At 56.3% G+C, this 24,432-nt stretch carries 27 protein-coding genes; 7 read left to right on the top strand and 20 right to left on the bottom strand.

Annotated elements, in window-relative coordinates; translation table 11 throughout:
* Nucleotides 1-55 precede the first annotated feature (55 nt).
* Nucleotides 56-1,258 carry an acetate kinase gene (gene ackA, locus IM314_RS20060; protein ID WP_041908924.1) on the top strand — a complete coding sequence of 401 codons (1,203 nt, stop codon included), beginning with the start codon at nt 56-58 and terminating at the stop codon, nt 1,256-1,258.
* A 75-nt stretch (nt 1,259-1,333) separates the two neighbouring features.
* Nucleotides 1,334-3,475 (top strand): phosphate acetyltransferase, encoded by a 2,142-nt coding sequence (pta, locus tag IM314_RS20055; protein WP_041908921.1) that lies wholly within the window; start codon nt 1,334-1,336, stop codon nt 3,473-3,475.
* Nucleotides 3,476-3,582: 107 nt separating this feature from the next.
* Here pta and IM314_RS20050 read toward each other — a convergent pair whose 3' ends face one another.
* The 5 genes from IM314_RS20050 to IM314_RS20030 form a co-directional block, all read right to left on the bottom strand.
* Nucleotides 3,583-4,536 (bottom strand): transketolase family protein, encoded by a 954-nt coding sequence (locus tag IM314_RS20050; RefSeq protein WP_193358994.1) that lies wholly within the window; start codon nt 4,534-4,536, stop codon nt 3,583-3,585.
* On the bottom strand, nt 4,529-5,359 hold the full coding sequence (locus IM314_RS20045; protein ID WP_028013942.1) for a transketolase: 831 nt from the start codon (nt 5,357-5,359) through the stop codon (nt 4,529-4,531). Before IM314_RS20045 ends, IM314_RS20050 begins: the two co-directional genes overlap by 8 nt.
* Nucleotides 5,356-6,747, bottom strand: coding sequence for a PTS ascorbate transporter subunit IIC (locus tag IM314_RS20040; RefSeq protein ID WP_193358993.1), 1,392 nt, complete (start codon nt 6,745-6,747; stop codon nt 5,356-5,358). The genes IM314_RS20045 and IM314_RS20040 overlap by 4 nt, the downstream gene beginning before the upstream one ends.
* 21 nt (nt 6,748-6,768) lie before the next feature.
* The gene (locus IM314_RS20035) at nt 6,769-7,041 is read right to left on the bottom strand and encodes a PTS sugar transporter subunit IIB (RefSeq protein ID WP_041908914.1); all 273 of its coding nucleotides are present in this window, start codon (nt 7,039-7,041) and stop codon (nt 6,769-6,771) included.
* Between the two features lie 80 nt (nt 7,042-7,121).
* Nucleotides 7,122-7,565 carry a PTS sugar transporter subunit IIA gene (locus tag IM314_RS20030; protein ID WP_028013945.1) on the bottom strand — a complete coding sequence of 148 codons (444 nt, stop codon included), beginning with the start codon at nt 7,563-7,565 and terminating at the stop codon, nt 7,122-7,124.
* Nucleotides 7,566-7,797: 232 nt separating this feature from the next.
* On the opposite strand from IM314_RS20030, the gene IM314_RS20025 reads away from it, so the two are divergent.
* Nucleotides 7,798-8,817, top strand: coding sequence for a LacI family DNA-binding transcriptional regulator (locus tag IM314_RS20025; RefSeq protein ID WP_041908911.1), 1,020 nt, complete (start codon nt 7,798-7,800; stop codon nt 8,815-8,817).
* A 3-nt stretch (nt 8,818-8,820) separates the two neighbouring features.
* Here the strand turns inward: IM314_RS20025 and yfcD are convergent, their stop codons facing one another.
* From yfcD to yfcF, 3 genes are read right to left on the bottom strand one after another with little or no spacing between them, the layout of a single operon-like run.
* On the bottom strand, nt 8,821-9,387 hold the full coding sequence (gene yfcD, locus IM314_RS20020) for an NUDIX hydrolase YfcD (protein ID WP_006811396.1): 567 nt from the start codon (nt 9,385-9,387) through the stop codon (nt 8,821-8,823).
* 55 nt (nt 9,388-9,442) lie between these two features.
* Complete coding sequence (yfcE, locus tag IM314_RS20015; RefSeq protein ID WP_193358992.1) at nt 9,443-9,994, bottom strand: phosphodiesterase; 552 nt, start codon at nt 9,992-9,994, stop codon at nt 9,443-9,445.
* Nucleotides 9,995-10,049: 55 nt separating this feature from the next.
* Nucleotides 10,050-10,694, bottom strand: coding sequence for a glutathione transferase (gene yfcF, locus IM314_RS20010; protein WP_041908907.1), 645 nt, complete (start codon nt 10,692-10,694; stop codon nt 10,050-10,052).
* 140 nt (nt 10,695-10,834) lie between these two features.
* Here yfcF and yfcG point away from each other — a divergent pair, with 140 nt between their 5' ends.
* From yfcG to IM314_RS19990, 4 genes are all read left to right on the top strand, one after another.
* Nucleotides 10,835-11,464, top strand: a complete 630-nt coding sequence (yfcG, locus tag IM314_RS20005; protein WP_028013949.1) for a GSH-dependent disulfide bond oxidoreductase — start codon at nt 10,835-10,837, stop codon at nt 11,462-11,464.
* Nucleotides 11,465-11,539: 75 nt separating this feature from the next.
* A complete protein-coding gene (folX, locus tag IM314_RS20000) occupies nt 11,540-11,908 on the top strand; it encodes a dihydroneopterin triphosphate 2'-epimerase (protein ID WP_028013950.1) in 369 nt (122 codons plus the stop codon).
* 13 nt (nt 11,909-11,921) lie between these two features.
* Nucleotides 11,922-12,815: a TIGR01777 family oxidoreductase gene (locus tag IM314_RS19995; RefSeq protein ID WP_028013951.1), complete on the top strand. Its 894-nt coding sequence runs from the start codon at nt 11,922-11,924 to the stop codon at nt 12,813-12,815.
* A 44-nt stretch (nt 12,816-12,859) separates the two neighbouring features.
* On the top strand, nt 12,860-13,369 hold the full coding sequence (locus IM314_RS19990; RefSeq protein ID WP_045631479.1) for a GNAT family N-acetyltransferase: 510 nt from the start codon (nt 12,860-12,862) through the stop codon (nt 13,367-13,369).
* 99 nt (nt 13,370-13,468) lie between these two features.
* Here IM314_RS19990 and hisP read toward each other — a convergent pair whose 3' ends face one another.
* From hisP to IM314_RS19930, 12 genes are all read right to left on the bottom strand, one after another.
* Nucleotides 13,469-14,242 carry a histidine ABC transporter ATP-binding protein HisP gene (gene hisP, locus IM314_RS19985; RefSeq protein WP_010433274.1) on the bottom strand — a complete coding sequence of 258 codons (774 nt, stop codon included), beginning with the start codon at nt 14,240-14,242 and terminating at the stop codon, nt 13,469-13,471.
* Between the two features lie 8 nt (nt 14,243-14,250).
* Nucleotides 14,251-14,967: an ABC transporter permease gene (locus IM314_RS19980; protein ID WP_028013953.1), complete on the bottom strand. Its 717-nt coding sequence runs from the start codon at nt 14,965-14,967 to the stop codon at nt 14,251-14,253.
* Nucleotides 14,964-15,650: a histidine ABC transporter permease HisQ gene (locus IM314_RS19975; protein ID WP_028013954.1), complete on the bottom strand. Its 687-nt coding sequence runs from the start codon at nt 15,648-15,650 to the stop codon at nt 14,964-14,966. Before IM314_RS19975 ends, IM314_RS19980 begins: the two co-directional genes overlap by 4 nt.
* Before the next feature lie 87 nt (nt 15,651-15,737).
* Complete coding sequence (hisJ, locus tag IM314_RS19970; RefSeq protein WP_047367997.1) at nt 15,738-16,520, bottom strand: histidine ABC transporter substrate-binding protein HisJ; 783 nt, start codon at nt 16,518-16,520, stop codon at nt 15,738-15,740.
* A 213-nt stretch (nt 16,521-16,733) separates the two neighbouring features.
* Entirely contained in the window at nt 16,734-17,516 is a 783-nt protein-coding gene (argT, locus tag IM314_RS19965; RefSeq protein ID WP_028013956.1) for a lysine/arginine/ornithine ABC transporter substrate-binding protein ArgT, read from the bottom strand.
* 290 nt (nt 17,517-17,806) lie between these two features.
* The gene (locus IM314_RS19960; protein WP_193358991.1) at nt 17,807-18,376 is read right to left on the bottom strand and encodes a UbiX family flavin prenyltransferase; all 570 of its coding nucleotides are present in this window, start codon (nt 18,374-18,376) and stop codon (nt 17,807-17,809) included.
* An 88-nt stretch (nt 18,377-18,464) separates the two neighbouring features.
* Nucleotides 18,465-19,982, bottom strand: a complete 1,518-nt coding sequence (gene purF, locus IM314_RS19955) for an amidophosphoribosyltransferase (RefSeq protein ID WP_014884664.1) — start codon at nt 19,980-19,982, stop codon at nt 18,465-18,467.
* Nucleotides 19,983-20,015: 33 nt separating this feature from the next.
* Nucleotides 20,016-20,504, bottom strand: a complete 489-nt coding sequence (gene cvpA / locus IM314_RS19950; protein WP_000262116.1) for a colicin V production protein — start codon at nt 20,502-20,504, stop codon at nt 20,016-20,018.
* 164 nt (nt 20,505-20,668) lie between these two features.
* On the bottom strand, nt 20,669-21,361 hold the full coding sequence (dedD, locus tag IM314_RS19945; RefSeq protein WP_045631481.1) for a cell division protein DedD: 693 nt from the start codon (nt 21,359-21,361) through the stop codon (nt 20,669-20,671).
* On the bottom strand, nt 21,351-22,619 hold the full coding sequence (gene folC / locus IM314_RS19940; RefSeq protein WP_193358990.1) for a bifunctional tetrahydrofolate synthase/dihydrofolate synthase: 1,269 nt from the start codon (nt 22,617-22,619) through the stop codon (nt 21,351-21,353). Before folC ends, dedD begins: the two co-directional genes overlap by 11 nt.
* 70 nt (nt 22,620-22,689) lie before the next feature.
* Nucleotides 22,690-23,595 (bottom strand): acetyl-CoA carboxylase, carboxyltransferase subunit beta, encoded by a 906-nt coding sequence (gene accD / locus IM314_RS19935; protein WP_003861408.1) that lies wholly within the window; start codon nt 23,593-23,595, stop codon nt 22,690-22,692.
* Between the two features lie 154 nt (nt 23,596-23,749).
* Nucleotides 23,750-24,409, bottom strand: coding sequence for a DedA family protein (locus tag IM314_RS19930; RefSeq protein ID WP_008502599.1), 660 nt, complete (start codon nt 24,407-24,409; stop codon nt 23,750-23,752).
* Nucleotides 24,410-24,432 lie beyond the last annotated feature (23 nt).

The following is a 24,432-nucleotide window of genomic DNA, read 5'->3' as shown; positions in this document are numbered from 1 at the left end:
ACGCTTTTAGGCTCATTGACGTTTTTTTAGCCACGTATCAATTATAGGTACTTCCATGTCGAGTAAGTTAGTACTGGTTCTGAACTGCGGTAGCTCTTCACTGAAATTCGCCATCATCGATGCGCTCAACGGTGACGAGTACCTCTCTGGTTTGGCCGAATGTTTCCATCTGCCTGAAGCACGTATCAAGTGGAAGATGGACGGCAGCAAACAAGAAGCGGCTTTAGGTGCAGGCGCCGCTCACAGTGAAGCGCTGAACTTTATCGTTAACACTATTCTGGCACAAAAACCAGAACTGTCTGCTCAGCTGACTGCGATTGGTCACCGTATCGTCCACGGCGGCGAAAAATACACCAGCTCCGTTGTCATCGACGACTCTGTTATCCAGGGCATCAAAGACTCTGCCTCTTTTGCTCCGCTGCACAACCCGGCGCACCTGATCGGTATCGCTGAAGCGCTGAAGTCCTTCCCGAATCTGAAAGACAAAAACGTGGCCGTGTTTGACACCGCGTTCCATCAGACCATGCCGGAAGAGTCTTACCTCTATGCCCTGCCGTACAGCCTGTACAAAGAGCACGGCGTACGTCGCTACGGCGCGCACGGCACCAGCCACTTCTATGTGACTCAGGAAGCCGCAAAAGTACTGAACAAGCCAGTTGAAGAAGTCAACATCATCACCTGCCACCTGGGCAACGGTGGTTCTGTTTCTGCTATCCGCAACGGTAAATGTGTTGATACCTCTATGGGTCTGACCCCGCTGGAAGGTCTGGTGATGGGTACCCGTTCCGGTGATATCGACCCGGCGATCATCTTCCACCTGCACGACACTCTGGGCATGAGCGTTGACGACATCAACAAAATGCTGACCAAAGAGTCTGGCCTGCTGGGTCTGACCGAAGTCACCAGCGACTGCCGTTATGTTGAAGACAACTACGACAGCAAAGAAGACGCGAAGCGTGCAATGGACGTTTACTGCCACCGTCTGGCGAAGTACATCGGTTCTTACACCGCGCTGATGGATGGTCGTCTGGACGCGGTTATCTTCACCGGCGGCATCGGTGAGAACGCGGCAATGGTACGTGAACTGTCCCTGGGCAAACTGGGCGTTCTGGGCTTCGAAGTCGATCACGAGCGTAACCTGGCTGCCCGCTTCGGCAAGTCTGGCTTCATCAACAAAGAAGGCACCCGCCCGGCTATCGTTATCCCAACTAACGAAGAGCTGGTCATCGCGCAAGACGCGTGCCGCCTGACTGCCTGATTCCACACCGCCAGCAATGCTGGCGGTGCTGTTTTGTAACCCGCCCAACGCGGCGGTAACGAAAGAGGATAAACCGTGTCCCGTACTATTATGCTGATCCCTACCGGAACCAGCGTCGGCCTGACCAGCGTCAGCCTCGGCGTGATCCGCGCTATGGAACGCAAAGGCGTTCGTCTGAGCGTCTTTAAGCCTATCGCCCAGCCTCGTGCCGGTGGCGATGCGCCAGACCAGACCACCACCATCGTGCGTAAGAATTCCAATCTTCCTGCGGCTGAACCGCTGAAGATGAGCCACGTTGAGTCTCTGCTCTCCAGCAACCAGAAAGACGTGCTGATGGAAGAGATCATCGCCAACTACCACGCTAACGCGCAGGACGCGGAAGTGGTGCTGGTTGAAGGCCTGGTCCCGACCCGCAAACACCAGTTTGCCCAGTCCCTGAACTTTGAAATCGCGAAAACCCTGAACGCAGAGATCGTTTTCGTGATGTCTCAGGGTACTGATACCCCAGAGCAGCTGAAAGAGCGTATCGAACTGACGCGCAGCAGCTTCGGCGGCGCGAAAAACACCAGCATCACTGGCGTGATCGTTAACAAACTGAACGCACCGGTTGATGAACAGGGCCGTACGCGTCCTGACCTGTCCGAAATCTTCGACGACTCTTCCAAAGCGAAAGTCATCAAGGTTGATCCGGCAAAGCTGCAGGAATCCAGCCCGCTGCCTGTACTCGGCGCAGTGCCATGGAGCTTCGATCTGATTGCCACCCGTGCAATCGATATGGCGCGTCACCTGAACGCGACCATCGTTAACGAAGGCGATATCAACACCCGCCGCGTGAAGTCCGTGACCTTCTGCGCGCGCAGCATTCCGCACATGCTGGAACACTTCCGCGCAGGTTCCCTGCTGGTGACCTCCGCAGACCGTCCGGACGTGCTGGTTGCTGCCTGCCTGGCGGCGATGAACGGCGTGGAAATCGGTGCAATTCTGCTGACCGGCGGCTACGAAATGGACGCGCGCATCAGCAAGCTGTGCGAACGTGCGTTCGCGACCGGCCTGCCAGTCTTCATGGTGAACACCAACACCTGGCAGACCTCTCTGAGCCTGCAAAGCTTCAACCTGGAAGTGCCGGTTGATGACCACGAGCGTATCGAGAAAGTTCAGGAATACGTTGCGGGCTACATCGACGCAGACTGGATTGAATCCCTGACTGCTACCTCCGAGCGCAGCCGCCGTCTGTCTCCTCCAGCCTTCCGCTACCAGCTGACCGAGCTGGCGCGTAAAGCGGGCAAACGCGTGGTTCTGCCAGAAGGCGACGAACCACGTACCGTTAAAGCGGCGGCTATCTGTGCAGAGCGCGGCATCGCGACCTGTGTGCTGCTGGGTAACCCGGATGAGATCAACCGCGTTGCGGCGTCTCAGGGCGTTGAGCTGGGCACAGGCATCGAAATCGTTGACCCGGAAGTGGTTCGCGAAAGCTACGTTGCCCGTCTGGTTGAGCTGCGTAAGAACAAGGGCATGACCGAAGCCGTTGCGCGCGAGCAGCTGGAAGACAACGTCGTGCTGGGCACGCTGATGCTGGAGCAGGACGAAGTTGACGGTCTGGTTTCCGGTGCGGTTCACACCACCGCGAACACCATCCGTCCACCGTTGCAGCTGATCAAAACCGCACCGGGCAGCTCTCTGGTCTCCTCCGTGTTCTTCATGCTGCTGCCTGAACAGGTTTACGTTTACGGCGACTGCGCGATCAACCCGGATCCTACCGCAGAACAGCTGGCAGAAATCGCTATCCAGTCTGCGGACTCCGCGACTGCCTTCGGTATTGAACCACGCGTAGCGATGCTCTCCTACTCCACCGGCACCTCTGGTGCAGGTAGCGACGTAGAGAAAGTCCGTGAAGCGACCCGTATTGCGCAGGAAAAACGTCCCGATCTGATGATCGACGGCCCGCTGCAGTACGACGCCGCGGTCATGGCTGACGTGGCGAAATCCAAAGCGCCGAACTCGCCGGTTGCCGGTCGCGCTACCGTGTTCATCTTCCCGGATCTGAACACCGGTAACACCACCTACAAAGCGGTACAGCGTTCTGCCGACCTGATCTCCATCGGGCCAATGCTGCAGGGCATGCGCAAGCCTGTGAACGACCTGTCCCGTGGTGCGCTGGTTGACGATATCGTCTACACCATCGCGCTGACGGCGATTCAGTCTTCGCAGCAGCAGTAATGTTTTGCCGGATGGTGCTTCGCTTATCCGGCCTACAGAACTGTAGGCACGGTAAGCGCCAGCGCCACCGGGCAACAAAAAGGCGACCACACGGTCGCCTTTTTTTATTACAGCAGCTCCCGCGCCGCCGACACAATGTCATGCGCCGTCAGGCCATACTCTTTTTGCAGGAACTCCTGTGTGCCCACCTGGCCGTAACGCTCCTTCACGCCCACGCGACGCATCGGCACCGGGCAGGTCTCCACCAGCACTTCCGCCACCGCTGACCCGAGACCGTTGTGAATACTGTGGTTTTCGCAGGTGACGATGCGCCCGGTTTTCTCGGCATAGTTTTTCACCAGCATCCGATCGATAGGCTTCAGGGTAAACATGTCGATGACCGCCGCACTTACCCCCTCCTGTTCAAGCTGGCGCGCCGCCTCCAGCGCTTCCGCCACCATGATACCGTTGGCAATCAGCGTGATATCGCTTCCCTCGCGCAACACGTTGCCTTTGCCAATGGTAAAGGTTGAGCCCGGCGCATAGACGCTCGGCGCCTGCTTGCGGATGGTGCGCACCCAGTAGAAGCCTTCGAGATCGATAAGCTGACGCAGCACATCCTCGAACATCACCGCATCGGTGACTTCCAGCACCACCGAATGCGCCAGACCGCGCACAATGCCCATATCCTCGAAGGACATGTGCGTCCCGCCGTTGTGGCAGGCCGTCACGCCCGCATCCGAGGCAATCACCTTCACGTTGTTGCGCTGGTAGTCCAGGGACATAAACAGCTGGTCGAAGCAGCGGCGGCTGGCAAACGCGGTGAAGGTGTGCACGAACGGCTTACGGCCGGTGAGCGCCAGCCCCGCCGCAGTGCCGATGACGTTGGCCTCCATAATGCCGCAGTTAATCACGTGCTGCGGATAATCGCGCGCTACGCCGTCCATCGCCATTGAGCTCATCAGGTCCGCTTCCAGGGCGATAATTTCGCTGCCGGCCTCAATCTGCTTTGCCACAAAGCCCGCGTAGACCTTGCGCATCTCAACGGCGTCTTTCTGTCCTGCCGGTGCAACCTTAATCATGTGAAGCCTCCAGTTGGCGAATGGTCTCATTGAGGGCCGCTTTGCTCTCCGCGGTTAATCGCAGGTGGTGCGAGTTGCTGAGCTGTTCCAGGTACGGCACCCCCTGCCCTTTGATGCTGTCGAGGATCACCACCCGCGGACGCGCATCGGCCTCCGGTACCCTTGAAGTCACCTTCAGCAGTGCCGGAATGTCATCCCCTTTGACCGTCACCACATCAAAGCCAAAGGCGCGGAATTTGCCCTCCAGGTCGAAGGCACAGATGATTTCGTCCAGTTCGCCGTCGAGCTGCTGTTTGTTCCAGTCGACGAACACGGTCAGGTTGTTCAGACGATGGTGAGCGATAAACTGGAACGCTTCCCAGCACTGGCCTTCGTTCAGCTCGCCGTCGCCAACGATGCAGAAGACCCGATTCGGTCGCCCGGCCAGCCTGTGCGAGAGTGCCATACCGCCCGCAATGGAGATCCCCTGCCCCAGCGAGCCGGTGGTGGCATCCACGCCGCGCGTTTTCAGGCGGTCCGGGTGGCTGGGCAGACGCGTTCCGTTCTGGTTCAGCGTGCTCAGCTCTTCAACCGGGAAGTAGCCCTTAATCGCCAGGGTGCTGTAGAGCGCCGGGCCTGCATGACCTTTCGACAGCACAAAGTAATCGCGCTCAGGCCAGTCCGGATCCGCCGGGTCGATCTTCATCACGGCGCCGTACAGCACCGCCAGGGTTTCCACCACCGACATGCTGCCGCCGTAGTGCCCAAAGCCCAGCTGCGTCAGGGATTTGAGGGTTTCAAGACGGATCTGACGCGCCAGTTCGGTTATCTCGTTCTCATTCATGATTTGGCTCCGGTATTTTCCTGCGCGTTACTACCCGCAGGTTTGTTTTTCGCGAAGATGTTGTAGGCCACCAGCAGCGCGAACAGCGCCACAACCAGCCCGGTGATGGCAAGCGGTGACAGGAAGCGCGCCAGGTTGCCCAGCACAATCCCGACCGCGCCGAAGTCGGCGTCCGAGAAGGTGGTGTTAGCAAAGCCAATCGCACCCAGTACCGGCAGCAGCAGGACCGGGAGGAAGGTAATCAGCAGGCCGTTAGCAAAGGCGCCTATCATTGCCCCGCGGCGTCCACCGGTGGCGTTACCGAACACGCCCGCCGTCGCACCGGTGAAGAAGTGCGGCACCACGCCCGGCAGGATCAGCACCCAGCTAAACTGACCGCAGATCAACAACCCCACAATTCCCCCGAGGAAGCTGAACAGGAAGCCAATCAGCACCGCGTTTGGCGCATACGGGTAGACCACCGGGCAGTCCAGTGCCGGACGCGCGTTCGGCACCAGTTTTTCCGAGAAGCCGGTAAAGGCCGGGACGATTTCCGCCAGAATCAGGCGCACGCCCTGCAGGATGATGAACACGCCCGCCGCGAAGGTGATCGCCATGATAATGGCGTAGACCAGGTAGTTTTGCCCGCCGCTGAAGGTGGACTCCACGTACTCACGCCCGGCGCTTACCGCCATGATCAGGTAGATAATCATCATGGTCAGGGAGATGGAGATCGAACTGTCGCGCAGGAAGCTCAGGTTCTTCGGCAGGTTCATCTCTTCCGTTGAGCGCGAGCCCTTGCCGACCTTGCTGCCAATCCAGCCGGACAGCACGTAGCCCAGCGTGCCGAAGTGGCCGAAGGCAATCTCATCGTTGCCGGTAATGCGCTTCATGTAGCGCTGCGCAATCGCCGGGAAGAAGGCCATGATCAGGCCGAGAATCAGTGAACCGGTAAAGACCAGACCTACTCCCTCGAAGCCTGCGACCGTCAGGATCACGCCGATCATGCACGCCATGTAGAAGGTGTGGTGCCCGGTCAGGAAGATGTACTTCAGGCGGGTAAAGCGCGCGACGACAATGTTCGCCACCATGCCGAAGGCCATGATCAGCGCGGTCGAGGCACCGTATTTTTCCAGCGCGATCGACACAATCGCTTCATTGTTTGGAATAATGCCCTGGATATTAAAAGCGTGCTCAAACATGCCGCCTAACGGGTTTAACGACCCCACCAGCACCGTGGCGCCACCGCCCAGTACAATAAAGCCGAGAATCGTTTTAATTGTGCCTTTTACGACATCAGAAAACGCTTTTTTCTGCGCGACCAGACCAATTAACGCAATTAAACCCACCAGCACCGAAGGGACTTTTAAAATATCGACAACGAAATTCAGCGTTTCAAGGATAAACATATCCACCTCGCCTTATCAGGGTTATTGTCTGTCGAACCAGGCGCGCAGCTGCGCTTCGAGTTCGTTGATATCAATGATGTTGTTGATCACCACCAGCTGGCTTTCCGGCACGCTGGCGCTGGCCGCGATGTCTTTCGCCATCACGAACAGGTCCGCCGCGCCCGGCGTGGCGGAGGAGAGATCGGAGTGTTCAACCTCGGCCTCAATGTCCAGCTTTTTAAGCACTTTTTTAATGTTCATTTCGACCATAAAACTGCTGCCCAGGCCAGAACCGCAAATAGCCATGATTTTCATTGTTGTCCCCTTATTTTGAGTAGAGCACGCCCCATCACGCTGGCGCGTAATGTTGTGAATAATCGGATTAAAAAATTAAATCAGAAGCGGTCAATAATGGCTTTAATATCCTCCAGGGTATTCGCCTGATGTAATTTCTCCATATCTTCGTCGCTGGAAAATAATTCAGCGAGCGCGGATATCATTTCGATATGGCTATGTTTATCCGGTGCCGCGAGCATAATAATCAGATCGACAGGGTCAAACTCTCCGGCACCAAAAGAGACGCCCTGTTTTAGTTTTAGTAATGACAAACCCAGTCCTTTGGCGCCTTCCTCCGGCCGCGCATGCGGCATGGCTAGCCCTGGTGCCAGCACATAATAGGGTCCTAACGTATGGTGCTGCTGAATGATTGCCGTCACGTATTCCGGTGCAATCACCTGCAGATCCAGCAGCGGTTTCGCGCATATTTCCAGCGCCTGTGGCCAGCTTTCCACGCTATCCTGCAGCGTGATGGTTGTATCATATATCCACTTTTTGAGCATTTTCCCTCCCGCCAAACGCTAAAGATGGGCAAACTTTATTCAACCCATCAATCATTGACTGCGATCGCGATCACAAAGATAGCGCTACCAATTACCAACATGCAGAAATGTGATAGCGCTATCAAAATGTAATCATGGTGTGAAATCACAGCAAAAAAAAGGATTTAAGGCGTATACTGCCTGTCACCTGAAATGAAGGAAAAAAGAACGCGTCTGGTCAGCAGGAAGGTGTATGTCTTTAACCCGAAAACGGCGCAGTACCGGAAAAGTCACGCTCGCTGATGTCGCGCAGCTTGCCGGAGTCGGCACGATGACCGTCTCCCGTGCGCTCCGCACGCCCGAACAGGTTTCCGATAAACTGCGTGAAAAAATTGAAGCTGCGGTGCAGGAGCTGGGTTATATGCCCAATCTCGCCGCCAGCGCTCTGGCATCCGCGTCCTCATGGACGATTGCGATGGTTGTTCCCAACCTTTCCGAAGCCGGTTGCTCTGAAATGTTTGCGGGCTTACAGCAGGTGCTGCAGCCCGCCGGATACCAGATTATGCTGGCAGAGTCCCAGCATCGGCTTGAGCAGGAAGAGAAGCTGCTTGAGACCCTGCTGGCGTCAAATATCGCCGCCGCCATTTTGCTCAGCGTCGAGCACACCGACACCGTTCGCCACTGGCTGAAAAACGCCTCGATTCCGGTAATGGAGATGGGTGCGATGCGCGCCGATCCGATCGATATGAATATCGGGATCGATAACGTGGCGGCCATGTACGAGCTGACGGAAATGGTGATTAGGCGCGGCTACCAGAATATCGGCCTGCTGTGCGCCAACCAGGAGCAGTGGATTTTCCAGCAGCATTTGCAGGGCTGGTACAAGGCGATGCTGCGCCATCATCTGTCGCCGAACCGGGTGATTAACGCGGCGATGCCGCCGAGCTTCTCGACCGGCGCGGCACAGCTGCCAGAGTTCCTGCTGGCGTGGCCGGAGCTGGATGCGCTGGTGTGCGTATCAGACGAGCTGGCCTGCGGCGCGCTGTATGAGTGTCAGCGTCGACGCATTAAAGTGCCGGACGATCTGGCTGTCGTGGGCTTTGGCGATAGCGACGTGAGCCGCGTCTGCCAGCCGCCGCTGACGACGATGGCGGTACCGCATCGAAAGATTGGGATTGAGGCAGGTAAAGCGCTACTGGAACGTCTGAATGACGGAGACTGGCGCGACCAAAAACCTATCGCGTCCAGCCTGTGCCTGCGGGAAAGCTGTTAAGGCTTACTCTGCCTCTTCCTCTTTTTCCGCTTTGTTTTCCGGCTTAGCGGATTCGTTTTTGGCGTTGCGGGTCATCCACAGCGCCAGCGCTTTTAACGAATCCGGCGTGAACTCGTCGCAGCGGGCGGTAATCTCTTCCGGCGTCATCCAGCAGACTTCGCTCACTTCCTCTTCCTGCAGGGCGAAAGGCCCGTGGGAAACGCAGCTAAACAGTCCACCCCAGACGCGGCAATGTTCGTCTTCGAAATAGAACTGCCCGTGCTCGGCAAACGGCACCCCGGCGATACCTAACTCTTCTTCCGCTTCACGACGTGCGGAGTCCAGCAGTACTTCATCGGCCTGCACGACGCCGCCTGCGGTGGCATCAAGCATGCCCGGAAGAAAATCTTTGGTGTCCGTGCGGCGCTGGACCAGAATCTTGCCCATGCCGTCATGCACAACGATGTACGTTGCGCGGTGACGCAGACGCTCTGCACGCATTTGTTCGCGGCTCGCCTGCGCGATCACTTCATTTTCTTCGCTGACAATGTCAACCCATTCAGTACTTGCCAAATGATTCTGCTCCACCATCGGGAAACCTTCTCGTCTAAGCGCTCTTTCGGCGCGTTTGCAGTTGTGGTGTAACTTACGGATTAATCGCTACCTGCGCAATAACTTGCTGATCATTAAGTGCGATAACGCTCAGGGTATTTCCATCCAGCAGGCCATAGCTCGCAGGATATCCGCCTTTCGGGATGCTGACCGACCCCGCATTAAAGTGATAAATCTCACCGCGTTTTTCAGCCACCGGAATATGAGTATGGCCGTAAACCAGGACATCGCCAGCCGCGAGCGCCGGGAGATTATCCGGGCCGAAAAGGTGTCCGTGGGTCAGAAACAGGCGGCTGTTTTCCAGCAGAACCTGTTGCCATGGCGCGGTAAGGGGAAAATGCAGCAGCATCTGGTCGACTTCGCTGTCGCAATTACCGCGAACGGCGATAATGCGCGAGGCAAACGGGTTAAGCTTTTCCGCCACATGCGCCGGGGCATAGCCTTCCGGCAGCGCATTACGCGGACCATGATTTAACACATCCCCCAGAATCACCAGCCATTGGGCCCCGCTTTGCGAAAACAGAGAAAGCACTCGCTCGGTCGCGGGCAGCGATCCATGGATATCTGACGCAAACATCAGTTTCATCCGTCACTCCCTGGTAAAAAAATTCCCCTTATCATACCTGAAGCGTCAGGGCTTATCAGCCCGCGCGCTTAGCGGAGAGTGCCACATAGCGCTGTACGGAGGCTCGCTGCCACTGGAACGCCGCATAGTCCACCAGCAGTTGAGGGATCTCATCGCCGTTGAGGATCAAACGGTTCAGCATCAGCGCCAGATCGGTATCGGCAATACACCATTCACCGAACAGGTTCGGGTTGCCGTGAGCGAGCAGCGAGGTTGCAGTTTCAATCAGCTTTTGCGCGCTATCGACGCCTTCTGCGCTGAGCGCTGGCTTTTTCACACCGGCAAACACGACATCCGTGGAGCGCTCGACGCGAATCGGCACCAGGTCGCTACGCAGCCACGCCTGGATCTGCCGGGCGCGGGCGCGCTTTTGCAGATCGTGAGGATAGATGCGCTCCCACTCCGGCGGCGCGAAACGATCTTCCAGATATTCATCGATCGCCGAGGATTCGCTCAGTGCAAAACCATCCAGTTCCAGCACCGGCACGCGTCGCGTCAGGTCGTAACCCTGCCACTGGGGTTTGAGGTGTTCACCACCGTCGAGATCGACGGTCTTCAGCGTAAAAGAGAGCCCCTTTTCGGCCAGCGCGACGTAAACGCTCATAACATAGGGAGAAAAGAAATTTGCATCGGACCACAACGTAATTACGGGCTGGTTCATAACATCCTCATCGGCTGATCGGTTTTTACTCAACATATAATCTCTTTGCTTCGCTGTCACTTGATGAAAACTCACGATTTACAACAAGCACCTATACTCATTTGTCATGGCACCACTATTCGCATGGACAGGAGTTGAGAATGATTGACCTTTATTACGCCCCTACCCCAAATGGCCACAAGATCACCCTCTTTCTCGAAGAAGCCGAACTGGATTACAGAATCATCCGCGTGGATATCAGCAAAGGCGAACAGTTCAACCCTGTGTTTTTGGCTATCTCGCCCAACAATAAAATTCCGGCCATTATTGATAGCCAGCCGGCGGACGGAGGCAGGCCGTTAAGCCTGTTTGAATCCGGTGAAATTTTGCTTTATCTGGCAGAGAAAACCGGCAAGCTGCTGAGCGGTGAACTGCGCGAGCGTCACCACACTCTGCAGTGGCTTTTCTGGCAGTCAAGCGGCTTTGGGCCGATGCTGGGGCAGAACCACCACTTCACCGCCTTCGCGCCGCAGACCATTCCCTACGCCATTGAGCGATATCAGGTTGAAACCCAGCGTCTTTACGGCGTTCTGAACCAGCGGCTGGAGAAAACGCCGTGGCTCGGGGGCGACCATTACAGCATTGCCGATATCGCCTGCTGGCCGTGGGTAAATACGCATGATAAACACCGGATTGACTTAGCGTCTTACCCGGCGGTGAACAACTGGTTTGAGCGTATCCGGACCCGCCCAGCCACCGAACGCGCAATGCAAAAAATCCAGCAGGTTTAATCACCTATGAGGCTGGGTGGCTGAGAGGCTCTCATGTATTATGGGCGGGAAATACTGACACGGAGAAGACCTGCAATGTCACAGCCAGACGCTATTATTCGTATAAAAAATTTACGCTTGCGCACGTTCATTGGTATCAAAGAGGAAGAGATTGCCAACCGTCAGGATATTGTCATTAATGTGGTGATTCACTACCCGGCAGACAAAGCGCGGGCCAGCGAAGACATCAATGACGCGCTGAACTATCGCACGATCACTAAAAACATCATCCAGTACGTGGAAAACAACCGCTTCTCGCTGCTGGAGAAATTAACCCAGGATGTGCTCGATATCGCACGCGATCATCACTGGGTCACTTATGCTGAAGTAGAGATCGATAAACTTCACGCCCTGCGCTATGCCGACTCCGTCTCCATGACGTTAAGCTGGCGACGCCAGGCGTAAACCTGGAGGTTGTATGAAGATTCTGCTGACCGGCGGTACAGGCCTGATTGGGCGCCATCTCATTGCGCGGTTGCAGGCGCTGCATCACGACATTACCGTAGTGACCCGCAGCCCGGAGAAAGCGCGCCAGGTGCTGGGCGCGGGGGTCGATATCTGGAAAGGGCTGGCCGATCGGCAGAATCTGGACGGCTTCGACGCCGTCATCAACCTTGCGGGTGAACCCATCGCCGATAAGCGCTGGACCGAAGAGCAGAAACAGCGGTTGTGCAGCAGCCGCTGGAACATCACTGAGAAACTGGTTGAGCTGATTCGCAACAGCCAGACCCCGCCGTCGGTGCTGATTTCAGGCTCTGCAACGGGCTATTACGGCGATCTCGGCGAAGTGGTGGTGACCGAGGAAGAGCCGCCCCACAACGAGTTCACCCATAAACTCTGCGCCCAGTGGGAGCGCATCGCCTGCGCGGCGCAAAGCGATAATACCCGCGTCTGCCTGCTGCGTACCGGCGTGGTGCTTGCGCCGAAAGGCGGCATTCTGGGTAAAATGCTTCCGCCCTTCAGGCTGGGGCTCGGCGGGCCGATCGGCAACGGGCGACAGTACCTGGCCTGGATCCATATCGACGATATGGTGAACGGCATTATATGGCTGCTGGATAACGAACTGCGCGGGCCATTTAACATGGTTGCGCCGTATCCGGTGCGAAATGAACAGTTTGCCCACGCGCTGGGGCATGCCCTGCATCGCCCGGCGATATTACGCGTGCCTGCGACGGCGATTCGCCTGTTGATGGGCGAAGCGTCCGTGCTGGTGCTGGGCGGTCAGCGCGCGCTGCCAAAACGGCTGGAAGCGGCGGGGTTTGCGTTTCGCTGGTATGACTTAGAAGAGGCGCTGGGGGATGTGGTACGCTGAATATGTTACAGTGATACGCCATGTTCCGATGAAATGGCGTAACAATGGCAACCATCACCACTCCCCGGCTTCATCTCACCCCTTTCGAACCCTCTGACTGGGCGTTCTTCCGCTCGCTGCGCGAAAACCGCGACATTATGCGCTATATGGCCGCGATTGCGCCTGAGAAAGAGACCCGACGCGTGTTTGCCGCACGCCTGATGGCGGAGCATGTCTTCGTGATCCGCTTTCTGAATGAAGATACGCCACTCGGCGATATCGGCCTGCAAATCAGCCCTGAGAATCGTGAAGAGGCGGACATCGGCTACACGGTTGTGCCTGCCGCGCAGGGAAAAGGCATCGCCAGCGAGGCGCTGCGCGCGGTATGTGACTACGCGTTTAACCAGACCGCCGTGAAGGCGATTAACGCGTACGTGCTGGCGGACAACGGCGGGTCTGTGCGGGTGCTTGAGAAAGCCGGGTTTGTGCGCACGCAGGTGCTTGAAAAGGCGTATGAGATTGACGGTGTGCGGTATGACGACTGGGTGTATCGCCTGGAGTGTGGTGCGGCCTGAATGCCGGGCGGCACTGCGTTTGCCCGGCCTGGGGTTTTGTAGGCCCGGTAAGCGAAGCGTCACCGGGCGATTGGGCTGCACTGCGGGCTGATGCCCTCTTTATTTCAGAGATCCTTTAAGGAACTGCTGCAAACGCGGGCTCTGCGGGTTTGCCAGCACCTCATCAGGGTGCCCCTGCTCTTCAATTTTCCCCTGATGCAGGAAAATCACGTGGTTCGAGACGTTACGGGCGAAGCCCATCTCGTGCGTCACCACCACCATCGTTTTGCCCTCTTCGGCCAACTTCTGCATGATGCGCAGCACTTCGCCGACGAGTTCCGGGTCAAGCGCGGAGGTCGGTTCGTCGAACAGCAGCACTTCCGGCTCCATCGCCAGCGCGCGGGCGATGGAGACACGCTGCTGCTGGCCGCCGGAAAGATGTACCGGATACTTCATCTGCTGGCGCTCGTCGATACCCACTTTCGCCAGGTATTTCACCGCGCGTTCGCGGGCTTCCTGCTTGCTTAAGCCGAGCACCTGAACCGGCGCTTCCATCACGTTCTCCAGCACCGTCATGTGGCTCCAGAGGTTGAAATGCTGGAACACCATTGTCAGGCGCGTACGCAGCAGGCGCAGCTGATGCTTATCCGCCACCTTCAGCTGGCCGTCTTTGTCACGCACCAGGTTGATGTTCTGCCCGCTCACCACAATCGAGCCTTCGCTCGGCTTTTCGAGGAAGTTAATGCAGCGCAGGAAGGTACTTTTACCCGAACCGGATGAACCGATGATACTGATCACGTCGCCTGCGTTAGCCTGCAGCGACACCCCTTTCAGCACTTCATGTTCGCCGTAGCGTTTGTGCAAATCAATAACGTTTAATTTGTTCTCAGCCATCATCTTTCTCAGTGCGTCGAAGAAGGTTTTATATGCTGCAACCAGCGTTTTTCAGCCTTACGGAACAGGCTAATCAGAACATAAGAGATAATTAAATAGAGCACCGCCGCAATGCCAAACGCGGTAAACGGCTGATAGGTCGCGGAGTTGATATCGCGCGCGATTTTGAGCAGGTCCGGCACCGTGGCGGTAAAGGCGAGCGCGGTGGAGTGCAGCATCAAAATGACTTCGTTGCTGTAGGCCGGTAGCGCAATGCGCAGCGCCGACGGCAGAATAATGCAGCGGTAAAGCTTCACCGAGGAGAAGCCGTACGCGCGCGCCGCCTCGATCTCACCGTGCGGCACGGAACGAATGGCCCCGGCGAAAATCTCGGTGGTATAGGCGCAGGTGTTGAGCGTTAGCGCCAGCACCGTACAGTTCAGGCCGCTGCGGAAGAACGCATTCAGCATTTCAGTGCCTTTTACGATCTCCAGCGTATACATCCCCGAATAGAACACCAGCAGCTGCACGTACAGCGGCGTGCCGCGAAACACATAGGTAAACAGCCAAATCGGGAACTGAATAAATTTATTGTTCGACACGCGACCGATGGCGAGAAACACCGCCAGAATGCCGCCCATCACCACGGAAGAAATCAGCAGCCAGAGCGTGATCGCCACGCCGGTAAAGCGGTAGCCATCCGTCCACAGCAGGGATTTCCAGTATTCCTGAATAATCTCAATCACAGGTCAGCCCTCTTCACACCCACGGAGTAGCGACGCTCGAGCAGAAGCAGCACACCATTGGAGACGGTCGTAAAAACCAGATAGATCGCGCCGCAGACCACCGCAAAGTAGAACGGCTCCCAGGTGCTCTTGCCCGCCAGCTGAGTCGCTTTCACGACGTCTTCCAGACCGAGCAGCGAGACCAGCGCCGTTGCTTTGAGGATAACCTGCCAGTTGTTGCCGATGCCCGGCAGCGCATAGCGCATCATGGCCGGGAACATAATCCGGCGAAACGTTTGTGAAGAGGTAAAACCAAATGCGGTTGCCGCTTCAATGTGTCCTCTGGGAACCGCCATATAAGCGCCACGGAAGGTTTCCGTGAAGTAGGCACCGTAGATAAAACCGAGGGTGATAATACCGGCCACCATCGGGTCGATATCAATTTGTCCCATGCCCATCGCATCCGTCACGCTGTTCAGGGCAATCTGCAGGCCGTAAAAAATAAGCAGCATCAGCACCAGATCGGGTACGCCGCGAATGAGCGTGGTATAGCCTTCGAAAATGAGCGCCAGCGGTTTGTTTGCCGAAAGCTTCGCCCCTGCGCCCGCCAGACCTATCAGCACCGCCAGCACCACGGAGCTGATAGCCAGCTCAAGGGTGACAAGCGCGCCCTGTAAAATAACGCCAGAAAATCCGTACAGCATACCGCGAGCCCTGTCGTATCGTGAGTGGTAAACCGTGTCTTATCCCCTCCCCCAGCGGGAGGGGCCGCACGTTATTTGACGGAGCGATTAGCCGCCGTACACATTGAAATCGAAGTACTTTTTCGCCAGTTTGTCGTAGGTACCGTCAGCGCGCATTTCAGCAAACGCTTTGTTCAGCGCCTCACGCAGTTCGTTGTCTTCCTTACGCAGGCCCATACCGGTACCCACGCCAAAGAGCTTCTCGTCCTTAATGGACGGACCGCCGAACTTGTAATCTTTGCCTACCGGCTGCTTCAGGAAACCTTCGCTTGCCGCGACTTCATCCTGGAATGCCGCATCAATACGGCCTGCCGTCAGGTCTGCGTAAATATTTTCCTGGCCCTGATAGGAGACGATTTCGATCCCCTTCGGCGCCCAGTGTTCGTTACCGTAGGTCTCCTGCGTGGTGCCCTGCAGCACGCCTACGCGTTTCCCCTTCAGCGACTCGAGGGTCGGTTGAATGTCAGAAGACTTAGCCACTACCAGACGTGAATCGGCCGCATAGAGCTTGTCGGTGAAGGCAATCTCCTGCTGACGTTTCTCGGTGATGGAAAGCGAGGACATAATCACGTCTATTTTCTTAGCTTTCAGGGAAGGGATCAGCGCATCCAGCGGGTTCTCTACATAAGTACACTGTGCTTTGATGCGTTTGCACAGCTCATTGGCCAGATCGATGTCAAAACCCACCAGTTCACCCTTAGAATTCTTCGATTCAAACGGCGCGTAGGTTGGATCGGTACCAATACGAATTTTCTGCGGAATGGCTGCGAAGGCCGCGGTGGCGCTGGAAAAGGCCAGTACCAGAGATAATGACAACACGAGTTTTTTCATATTTGTCCTCAACAAACTGTCTTCATACGGTTTTTTTACGACGACAGGGTGGGGTTAATGTGCCATTAATCCACGCTGTCAGGCAAAGAATAATGCCTTTCAGACGGGAATTTTTGCATTATAAATGCTTAAGTATGCACGTAGCGACCCAATATGGTGCACAAATTGCACCATATTGAATCATCCACACCCGCGACGCACCACGCTGGTGCGTTAGTCACCGTAGACGTTGAAGTCGAAGTATTTCTTCGCCAGTTTGTCGTAGGTACCGTCTTTGCGCAGCTCCGTGAATGCTTTGTCAAAGGCGGCTTTCAGCTCTTTATCGTCCTTACGCAGGCCGATGCCGGTGCCGTCACCAAAGTATTTTTTGTCTTTCACGGACGGGCCCGCAAAGGCGTAATCTTTACCGGCCGGCTGCTTCAGGAAGCCTTCGCTCGCCGCGACTTCATCCTGGAATGCGGCATCCAGACGGCCTGCCGCCAGGTCAGAGTAGATCAGATCCTGGTTCTGGTAAGCCACCACGTCGACGCCCTTCTCGCGCCAGTTGGCATTCGCGTAACCTTCCTGGGTCGAGCCCTGGAGCACGCCCACATGCTTGCCTTTCAGCGAGTCGATGGTCGGCTGGATCGGGGAACCTTTCGCGGCAATCAGACGCGAATCCGCAGCGTAGAGCTTGTCAGAGAAGGCAATCTCCTGCTGGCGTTTTTCGGTGATGGAGAGAGAAGAGATAATGGCGTCGATTTTCTTTGCCTTCAGCGACGGGATTAACGCGTCGAAGTCGCTGCCCACCCATGTGCATTTCACTTCCATACGTTTGCACATTTCATTTCCCAGATCGATATCAAACCCCACGAAATCGCCTTTCGCATCCTTGGAAGAGAATGGCGCGTAGGTTGCGTCTGTACCGATACGAACCGTCTGTGGAAGCGCTGCGTAGCTACCTGCCGCCGCACTTAACCCCACCAGCAAAGACAGAGCCAGAACCGTCTTCTTCATACATTTACCCTCAAGTACCGTGATTTTATTATGTATTGTGTTGTGTGTTGTGTTGCAGGCTTCTCTTGCAGGTCTTATGCCACATTGCCGTCTGGTCAAAAGTTCGACGTTAAATATGTTAATAAAACGTTGCGATATTGCCTTAATGGTGAAAGATAGCAGGTCTGCCGAACGAACCGGAAAGAGAAAAAGGGAAAAAGCGAATTAAATGTCGAGGATATGATCGCCGTTGCATAATTGCCCTGAAACAGGGCAACGTCTCTTTTCATGCACAGCATTTGTGCACAGAATCAGGCTCCCTGCCAGCGGGTGAAGAGGTCTTCGGGCAGGTCGATGTCAAACTGATCCAGCACGCGATTGACGGTCTGATTAATCACATCGTCCAGCGACTGCGGTCGGTGATAGAACGCCGGCACCGGCGGCATGATCACTGCGCCCAGCTCGGCGGCCTGGGTCATGAGGCGCAGATGGCCCAGGTGCAGCGGCGTTTCCCGCACGCAGAGCACCAGCGGGCGGCGCTCCTTCAGCACCACGTCCGCCGCGCGCGTTACCAGTGTGTCGGTATAGCTGTTCACAATCCCGGAGAGCGTTTTGATTGAACAGGGCAGGATCACCATACCGGCGGTTTTAAACGAGCCTGAGGAGATGCTGGCGGCGATATCGCGGGCATCGTGAACCACGTCCGCCATCGCCTGGACATCGCGCAGGGAGAGATCCGTTTCAAGGGAGAGGGTTTGCCGCGCCGCCTGGCTCATCACCAGATGCGTTTCCACTTCTGCCATGTTACGCAAAACCTGTAGCAGGCGTACGCCGTAAATCGCGCCGCTGGCACCGCTGATGCCTATTATGAGTCGTTTCATGATTTCGCCCTTGCTGAATTCTGGGCTGACTGTGCAGGATTTTGCGGGGAGTTGCAAGTGAGGGCGAGCGCCCTCACCTGCGGAGAGATTAACCTTCGTTGTGCATCTCTAAGCTTTCGAGATCGTTTTGCAGCTGAACGGCTTTCGCATCGTCGTTGCGCAGCGAATCAAGGTAGTCGAGGTACTGCTGGTCAACGTCTTTCGTCACGTAGACGCCATTGAACACGGAGCACTCGAACTGCTGAATCTCCGGATTCTCGGCGCGCACCGCGTCGATGAGATCGTTGAGATCCTGGAAAATCAGGCCGTCGGCACCGATGATCTGGCGAATCTCATCCACTTCACGGCCGTGAGCAATCAGCTCGTTGGCGGTTGGCATATCAATGCCGTATACGTTCGGGAAGCGAATCTCCGGCGCGGCAGACGCCAGGTAGACTTTCTTCGCACCCGCTTCGCGCGCCATCTCGATAATCTGCTCAGAGGTGGTGCCACGAACGATGGAGTCATCCACCAGCAGAACGTTTTTGTCGCGGAATTCCGCGCGGTTGGCGTTCAGCTTGCGGCGCACGGACTTACGGCGCAGGTGCTGGCCCGGCATGATAAACGTGCGGCCAACGTAGCGGTTCTTCACGAAGCCCTGACGGTACGGCTTGTCCAGAATGCGGGCGATCTCCAGGGCGATATCGCAGGAGGTTTCCGGGATAGGAATCACCACGTCGATGTCGAGATCGTCCCACTCGCGGGCAATCTTCTCGCCGAGCTTCGTGCCCATATTGACGCGCGCGCTGTAGACGGAAATCTTGTCGATGAACGAATCCGGACGGGCAAAATAGACGTATTCAAACAGGCACGGGTTGCTGACCGGGTTGTCGGCACACTGCCGGGTGAACAGCTGGCCCTTCTCGGTGATATACACCGCTTCGCCCGGCGCAACGTCGCGCAGGAATTCGAAGCCCAGGGTATCCAGCGCCACGCTCTCAGAGGCAACCATATATTCGGTACGGCCATCGCCGAGGTCGCGCTTGCCCAGCACCAGCGGACGAATGCCGTTTGGATCGCGGAAGGCGACCATGCCGTGACCGATGATCATCGCCACGCAGGCGTACGCACCGCGGATCTGGCGGTTGGTCGCGGCAATGGCAGCGAAGATATTGTCTGCTTCCAGCGGGTAGTGACGGAAGTTATCCAGCTCGCTGGCGAACACATTGAGCAGGATTTCTGAATCAGAGGTGGTGTTAATGTGGCGACGTTTCTCTTCGAACAGCTTCTTACGCAGCTCATGAGCGTTGGTCAGGTTGCCGTTATGGGCAAGCGTGATGCCATACGGTGAGTTGACGTAGAAAGGCTGTGCCTCAGAGGCGCTGGAACTGCCAGCAGTAGGATAACGAACGTGACCGATCCCCATATTACCTTGCAGACGCTGCATATGGCGGGCTTCAAACACATCGTTTACCAGGCCATTGGCCTTACGTAAACGGAAGCAGTTGTTTGCATCAATGGTGATGATACCCGCAGCATCCTGCCCACGGTGCTGAAGCACCGTTAACGCGTCATAAATCGACTGGTTTACCGGCATGAAACCGGCGATACCGACAATACCGCACATTCGTCTTTTCCTCGTTAAGCCACATCTCAGGGTTTATGCCCTGGGCAAAAAACTCGACGAGCTTTGCAGATAGTCAAAGAACCATCTGATGATGAAGCTGAACTCTGGAATGAGCTGCGATTTTTGCCAGTCTTCGCTTTTGGAGAACCCGGTGAAGGTATCCAGGAAGAACAGGATCGCGGCCACAATCAGCACGCCTCGTAATGCCCCGAAACAGATCCCGAGTACCCTGTCCGTTCCTGACAGACCGGTTTTCTCGACCAGCTGACCTATCACGTAATTCACGATAGCGCCGACAATCAGCGTCGCGATAAACAGCACCGCGATGGCGATTCCATTTCGGACCAGTTCATCTTCAAAGCCCGTGAACCAGACAGACAGGTAAGTGTAGTAATGACTGGCAACAAAGAAAGCACAACCCCAGGTTACCAGCGATAACGCTTCACGAACAAAGCCACGGATCAGGCTAACCAGACAGGAAAAACCAATCACCGCAATGATGGCGTAATCAATCCAGACCATATGTGTCCCACGATTAAACGCCCTGTCATCCAGTTCGGGGCGAATTCTAACAGAAAAAGAAAACGTTTGCGTAGGGATTTCCTTCCCGCGCGTAAATAAAAAAGGCGCTGAAAAAATGTTCAACGCCGTGGCTTATCGCCTCTCTCTAAAGGAGCAGGTCGTACTTAGTTCGCGCTGTAGCTCATCACCACACCACTCAGCCCGGAGATCTGCTTCAGCTCGCCCAGCGACCCTTTCAGCTTGTCTTTCGACGCCTCCGGCCCCACGAGGATACGGGTAATTTTACCCTGTACCGGCGTGGAAGGTGAAGTGTAAACGCGATAGCCCGCGCTGCGCAGTTTACCCACAACCTCGTTGACTTTATCGGCGTTTTTCAGCGCCCCCAGCTGCACAACGTAGGCTTTGCCGGTCGGCGCTGCGTCTTGCTTCGCAGGTGGTGGAGTTTCAGACGCTGCAGCAAGCTGCTCTGCTGCTTTATCTCGCTGTTGCTGAGGCTTCGGCTGCGGTTTCTCTACCGGCTTCGGTTTTTCAGCAGGCTTAGGCTTCTCTACCGGTACCGGATCGATCTCGATGTTGTTATTCGCCGCCAGACGCGACGGGTCGAGTGACGGTGCAGCGGCATCGCCCGCGCGAACTTCTTCCGCCGCCCCTTCAGGCGGCTGAGCAGGCAGCGCCTGAGTCGCCGCAGGCAGCATATCCGGCTCATCGCGGTCGCCCGGCTTCGGCACCAGCGGAATGGCTGCAAACTCGTCCTGATAATGTTTTTTCTGCCCGTCGAGCAGCCCGGGAAGAATAATCACCCCGAGCGCGACCAGCACAATGGTTCCTGTTAAACGGTTCTGAAACTTACTCGCCACCGGTTCTCCCCGCGTCCATCACTTCCATGACATGTGCTACCGTGTGGAAAGAGCCACACACCAGCACGGTATCTTCTGGTTTTGCATCCGCCATCGCGGCATGCCAGGCCTGCGCCACGCTACAGTAGATTGCACCTTTACCGAGATGTTCCATCAACTGCTCAGCAGTCGCACCGCGCGGCCCCTCCAGAGGAGCACAATACCAGCTATCGACCACACTCTCCATGCAGGCCAGCGTGCCGCCGATATCTTTATCATGAAGCATACCGATAACCGCCAGCACGCGCCCGGTTTTTGGTAACGATTTGAGACGTCCTGCGAGATACGCCGCCGCATGCGGGTTGTGCGCCACATCCAGAATCAGACGCGGTGACTCGCTGACTATCTGGAAACGCCCCGGCAGCAGCGCATTCTGAATGCCGTCACGGATCGCCTGCTCACTTACAGCTAATCCGCTGGCGCGCAGTGCCGCCAGCGCGGTTGCCGCGTTCGGCTGTGGCACCTGCGGCAGCGGCAGATTCTCCAGCACGCCCTGCGCATCGCTAAAGCGCCAGCCGTTGCCCTGCACCGCATACTGCCAGTCAACGCCTCGGCGCAACAGATGTGCGCCCTTCTCTTTCGCCACGTCGGCAATGGTATGCGGCATGTCCGGCTCGCCCACCACGGCGGGCTTATTCGCCCGGAAAATACCGGCCTTCTCGCGGCCAATGCTTTCACGGTCCGGGCCCAGCCAGTCGGTATGATCCAGCGCGATGCTGGTGACCACCGCCACGTCCGCATCCACCATATTGGTGGCATCCAGACGCCCGCCCAGCCCCACTTCCAGGATCACCACGTCCAGCTGCGCCTGTTTGAACAGCCACAGCGCCGACAGGGTGCCGTATTCAAAATAGGTTAATGAGGTTTCCCCGCGCGCCGCTTCGATAGCCGCGAACGACGCCGTATGGGCAGATTCCGCCAGCTCGGTGTTCTGCACCCGCACGCGCTCGGTATAGCGCACCAGATGCGGTGAGCTGTAAACGCCAACCTTGTACCCCGCCGCCATCAGGACTGACTCCAGCGTGCGGCAGGTCGTCCCTTTACCGTTAGTACCTGCAACGGTGAACACGAACGGAGCCGGTTTCAGCACGTCGAGACGCGCGGCAACCTGGCTTACGCGCTCAAGGCCCATATCGATGGTTTTACTGTGCAGGTTTTCCAGATAAGAAAGCCACGCGGCCAGGGGCGACGTGGCTTGGGGAATGCTTTTATTTTCCATAATGCCCGGTTGTCATTAACAGGTTATAAAGCAAAAGGGCAGCGCCATCTGGCCCTGCCCTTTTCAGTTATCAGGCCTCGGGTTCCTGATCCGGTACCACCACGCCTTCGCGCGGCTCATCCGGGTTAGGCGCTGGCAGATTCATCAGCTTCGCCAGAATGCTGGCCAGTTTCAGGCGCATTTCCGGACGGCGGACGATCATATCGATAGCGCCTTTCTCAATGAGGAACTCACTGCGCTGGAAGCCCGGCGGCAGTTTTTCACGAACGGTCTGCTCGATGACGCGAGGACCGGCAAAGCCGATCAGCGCTTTTGGCTCAGCGATGTTCAGGTCACCCAGCATCGCGAAGCTTGCGGAGACGCCACCCATGGTTGGGTCGGTCAGTACCGAGATGTACGGCAGACCGCGCTCCTGCATTTTCGCCAGCGCCGCAGAGGTTTTCGCCATCTGCATCAGGGACATCAGCGCTTCCTGCATACGCGCACCACCGGAGGCGGAGAAGCAGATCAGCGGACAGTTATCTTCCAGCGCCTGCTCAACGGCACGCACGAAACGCGCGCCGACCACGGAGCCCATTGAGCCGCCCATAAAGGAGAACTCAAACGCAGCGGCAACCACCGGCATCTCGTGCAGGGTGCCTTTCATGACGATCAGCGCGTCTTTCTCGCCGGTCTCTTTCTGTGCAGAGGCCAGACGATCTTTGTATTTTTTGGAATCGCGGAACTTCAGCACGTCTTTTGGCTCAAGCTCGCTGCCCAGTTCTACCAGAGAACCTTCGTCCAGCAGGCTATGCAGGCGGTTGCGCGCCGACATACGCATGTGGTGGTCACACTTCGGACACACCTCAAGATTGCGTTCCAGTTCTGCGCGATACAGAACCTGGCCGCAGCTATCACACTTCGTCCATACCCCTTCAGGAATGCTCGCTTTGCGCGTCGGGGTAATGTTGCTTTTAATTCGTTCAATCCAGCTCATTGATAACCTTTCTGCCTGAACCTGGTCGTATGCCAGTTTTGCTATAAGAGGCGAATAATGCCATTTTTGCCTCCAACAGACCATGAATGTTGCACATTAAAACATAACAGCCCGAAACTTTGGATAAAAAAGTGGTCGAACCGCCAGCGTGCATTTACTTCGCTTGCTTTGCTGCCGCGCGTTTGTGACGAATGATTTCGATAACACCCGGCAGAACGGAAAGCACAATAATCGCTACAATCAGTAACTTAAGGTTTTCCTGAACCACCGGCAAGTCGCCAAACAGATAGCCTGCATAGGTAAAGAGCAACACCCAAAGCAGTGCGCCCACCACGTTATACATTGCAAAATGACGATAGGACATATGGCCCATTCCCGCCACAAACGGCGCAAATGTGCGCACAATAGGCACAAAACGCGCAAGGATAATGGTCTTTCCACCATGACGTTCATAGAAGGCATGGGTCTTGTCTAAATAGCTGCGGCGGAAAATTTTCGAGTCCGGATTACTGAACAACCGCTCACCGAACACCCGGCCAATCGTATAGTTGACCGCATCCCCGACAATCGCGGCAATCACCATCAACACCACCATCAGATGCACGTTCAAATCATTGGTGGGCAGCGCCGACAACGCACCGGCCACAAACAGCAGCGAGTCTCCCGGCAGGAACGGGGTAACGACCAGACCGGTTTCACAGAACAGAATCAGGAACAGAATGGCGTAAACCCAGACGCCGTACTGTGCGACCAGCTCCGCCAGGTGAACATCAATATGCAGAATGAAATCAATCAGAAAACGTATTACGTCCATATTGTCTAAGCCTTAATTGCACC

The sequence above is a fragment of the Enterobacter cloacae complex sp. P42RS genome, from assembly GCF_014930595.1.
GTDB classification, from domain to species: domain Bacteria; phylum Pseudomonadota; class Gammaproteobacteria; order Enterobacterales; family Enterobacteriaceae; genus Enterobacter; species Enterobacter bugandensis.
This window is presented reverse-complemented; position numbering and strand designations above follow the sequence as displayed.

What these genes read in the sequence shown, in the direction of transcription:
- IM314_RS20025 (WP_041908911.1), top strand. Translation starts at nt 7,798, where the DNA reads ATGTCTTTAACCCGAAAACGGCGCAGTACCGGAAAAGTCACGCTCGCT.
- purF (WP_014884664.1), bottom strand. Translation starts at nt 19,982, where the DNA reads ATGTGCGGTATTGTCGGTATCGCCGGTTTCATGCCGGTAAACCAGTCG.
- folC (WP_193358990.1), bottom strand. Translation starts at nt 22,619, where the DNA reads ATGGAAAATAAAAGCATTCCCCAAGCCACGTCGCCCCTGGCCGCGTGG.
- folX (WP_028013950.1), top strand. Translation starts at nt 11,540, where the DNA reads ATGTCACAGCCAGACGCTATTATTCGTATAAAAAATTTACGCTTGCGC.
- yfcG (WP_028013949.1), top strand. Translation starts at nt 10,835, where the DNA reads ATGATTGACCTTTATTACGCCCCTACCCCAAATGGCCACAAGATCACC.
- argT (WP_028013956.1), bottom strand. Translation starts at nt 17,516, where the DNA reads ATGAAGAAGACGGTTCTGGCTCTGTCTTTGCTGGTGGGGTTAAGTGCG.
- IM314_RS20030 (WP_028013945.1), bottom strand. Translation starts at nt 7,565, where the DNA reads ATGCTCAAAAAGTGGATATATGATACAACCATCACGCTGCAGGATAGC.
- IM314_RS19990 (WP_045631479.1), top strand. Translation starts at nt 12,860, where the DNA reads ATGGCAACCATCACCACTCCCCGGCTTCATCTCACCCCTTTCGAACCC.
- yfcF (WP_041908907.1), bottom strand. Translation starts at nt 10,694, where the DNA reads ATGAACCAGCCCGTAATTACGTTGTGGTCCGATGCAAATTTCTTTTCT.
- hisP (WP_010433274.1), bottom strand. Translation starts at nt 14,242, where the DNA reads ATGGCTGAGAACAAATTAAACGTTATTGATTTGCACAAACGCTACGGC.
- IM314_RS19930 (WP_008502599.1), bottom strand. Translation starts at nt 24,409, where the DNA reads ATGGACGTAATACGTTTTCTGATTGATTTCATTCTGCATATTGATGTT.
- IM314_RS20035 (WP_041908914.1), bottom strand. Translation starts at nt 7,041, where the DNA reads ATGAAAATCATGGCTATTTGCGGTTCTGGCCTGGGCAGCAGTTTTATG.
- IM314_RS20050 (WP_193358994.1), bottom strand. Translation starts at nt 4,536, where the DNA reads ATGATTAAGGTTGCACCGGCAGGACAGAAAGACGCCGTTGAGATGCGC.
- yfcD (WP_006811396.1), bottom strand. Translation starts at nt 9,387, where the DNA reads ATGGTGGAGCAGAATCATTTGGCAAGTACTGAATGGGTTGACATTGTC.
- yfcE (WP_193358992.1), bottom strand. Translation starts at nt 9,994, where the DNA reads ATGAAACTGATGTTTGCGTCAGATATCCATGGATCGCTGCCCGCGACC.
- IM314_RS20045 (WP_028013942.1), bottom strand. Translation starts at nt 5,359, where the DNA reads ATGAATGAGAACGAGATAACCGAACTGGCGCGTCAGATCCGTCTTGAA.
- cvpA (WP_000262116.1), bottom strand. Translation starts at nt 20,504, where the DNA reads ATGGTCTGGATTGATTACGCCATCATTGCGGTGATTGGTTTTTCCTGT.
- IM314_RS19960 (WP_193358991.1), bottom strand. Translation starts at nt 18,376, where the DNA reads ATGAAACGACTCATAATAGGCATCAGCGGTGCCAGCGGCGCGATTTAC.
- ackA (WP_041908924.1), top strand. Translation starts at nt 56, where the DNA reads ATGTCGAGTAAGTTAGTACTGGTTCTGAACTGCGGTAGCTCTTCACTG.
- hisJ (WP_047367997.1), bottom strand. Translation starts at nt 16,520, where the DNA reads ATGAAAAAACTCGTGTTGTCATTATCTCTGGTACTGGCCTTTTCCAGC.
- accD (WP_003861408.1), bottom strand. Translation starts at nt 23,595, where the DNA reads ATGAGCTGGATTGAACGAATTAAAAGCAACATTACCCCGACGCGCAAA.
- IM314_RS19995 (WP_028013951.1), top strand. Translation starts at nt 11,922, where the DNA reads ATGAAGATTCTGCTGACCGGCGGTACAGGCCTGATTGGGCGCCATCTC.
- IM314_RS20040 (WP_193358993.1), bottom strand. Translation starts at nt 6,747, where the DNA reads ATGTTTATCCTTGAAACGCTGAATTTCGTTGTCGATATTTTAAAAGTC.
- IM314_RS19975 (WP_028013954.1), bottom strand. Translation starts at nt 15,650, where the DNA reads ATGCTGTACGGATTTTCTGGCGTTATTTTACAGGGCGCGCTTGTCACC.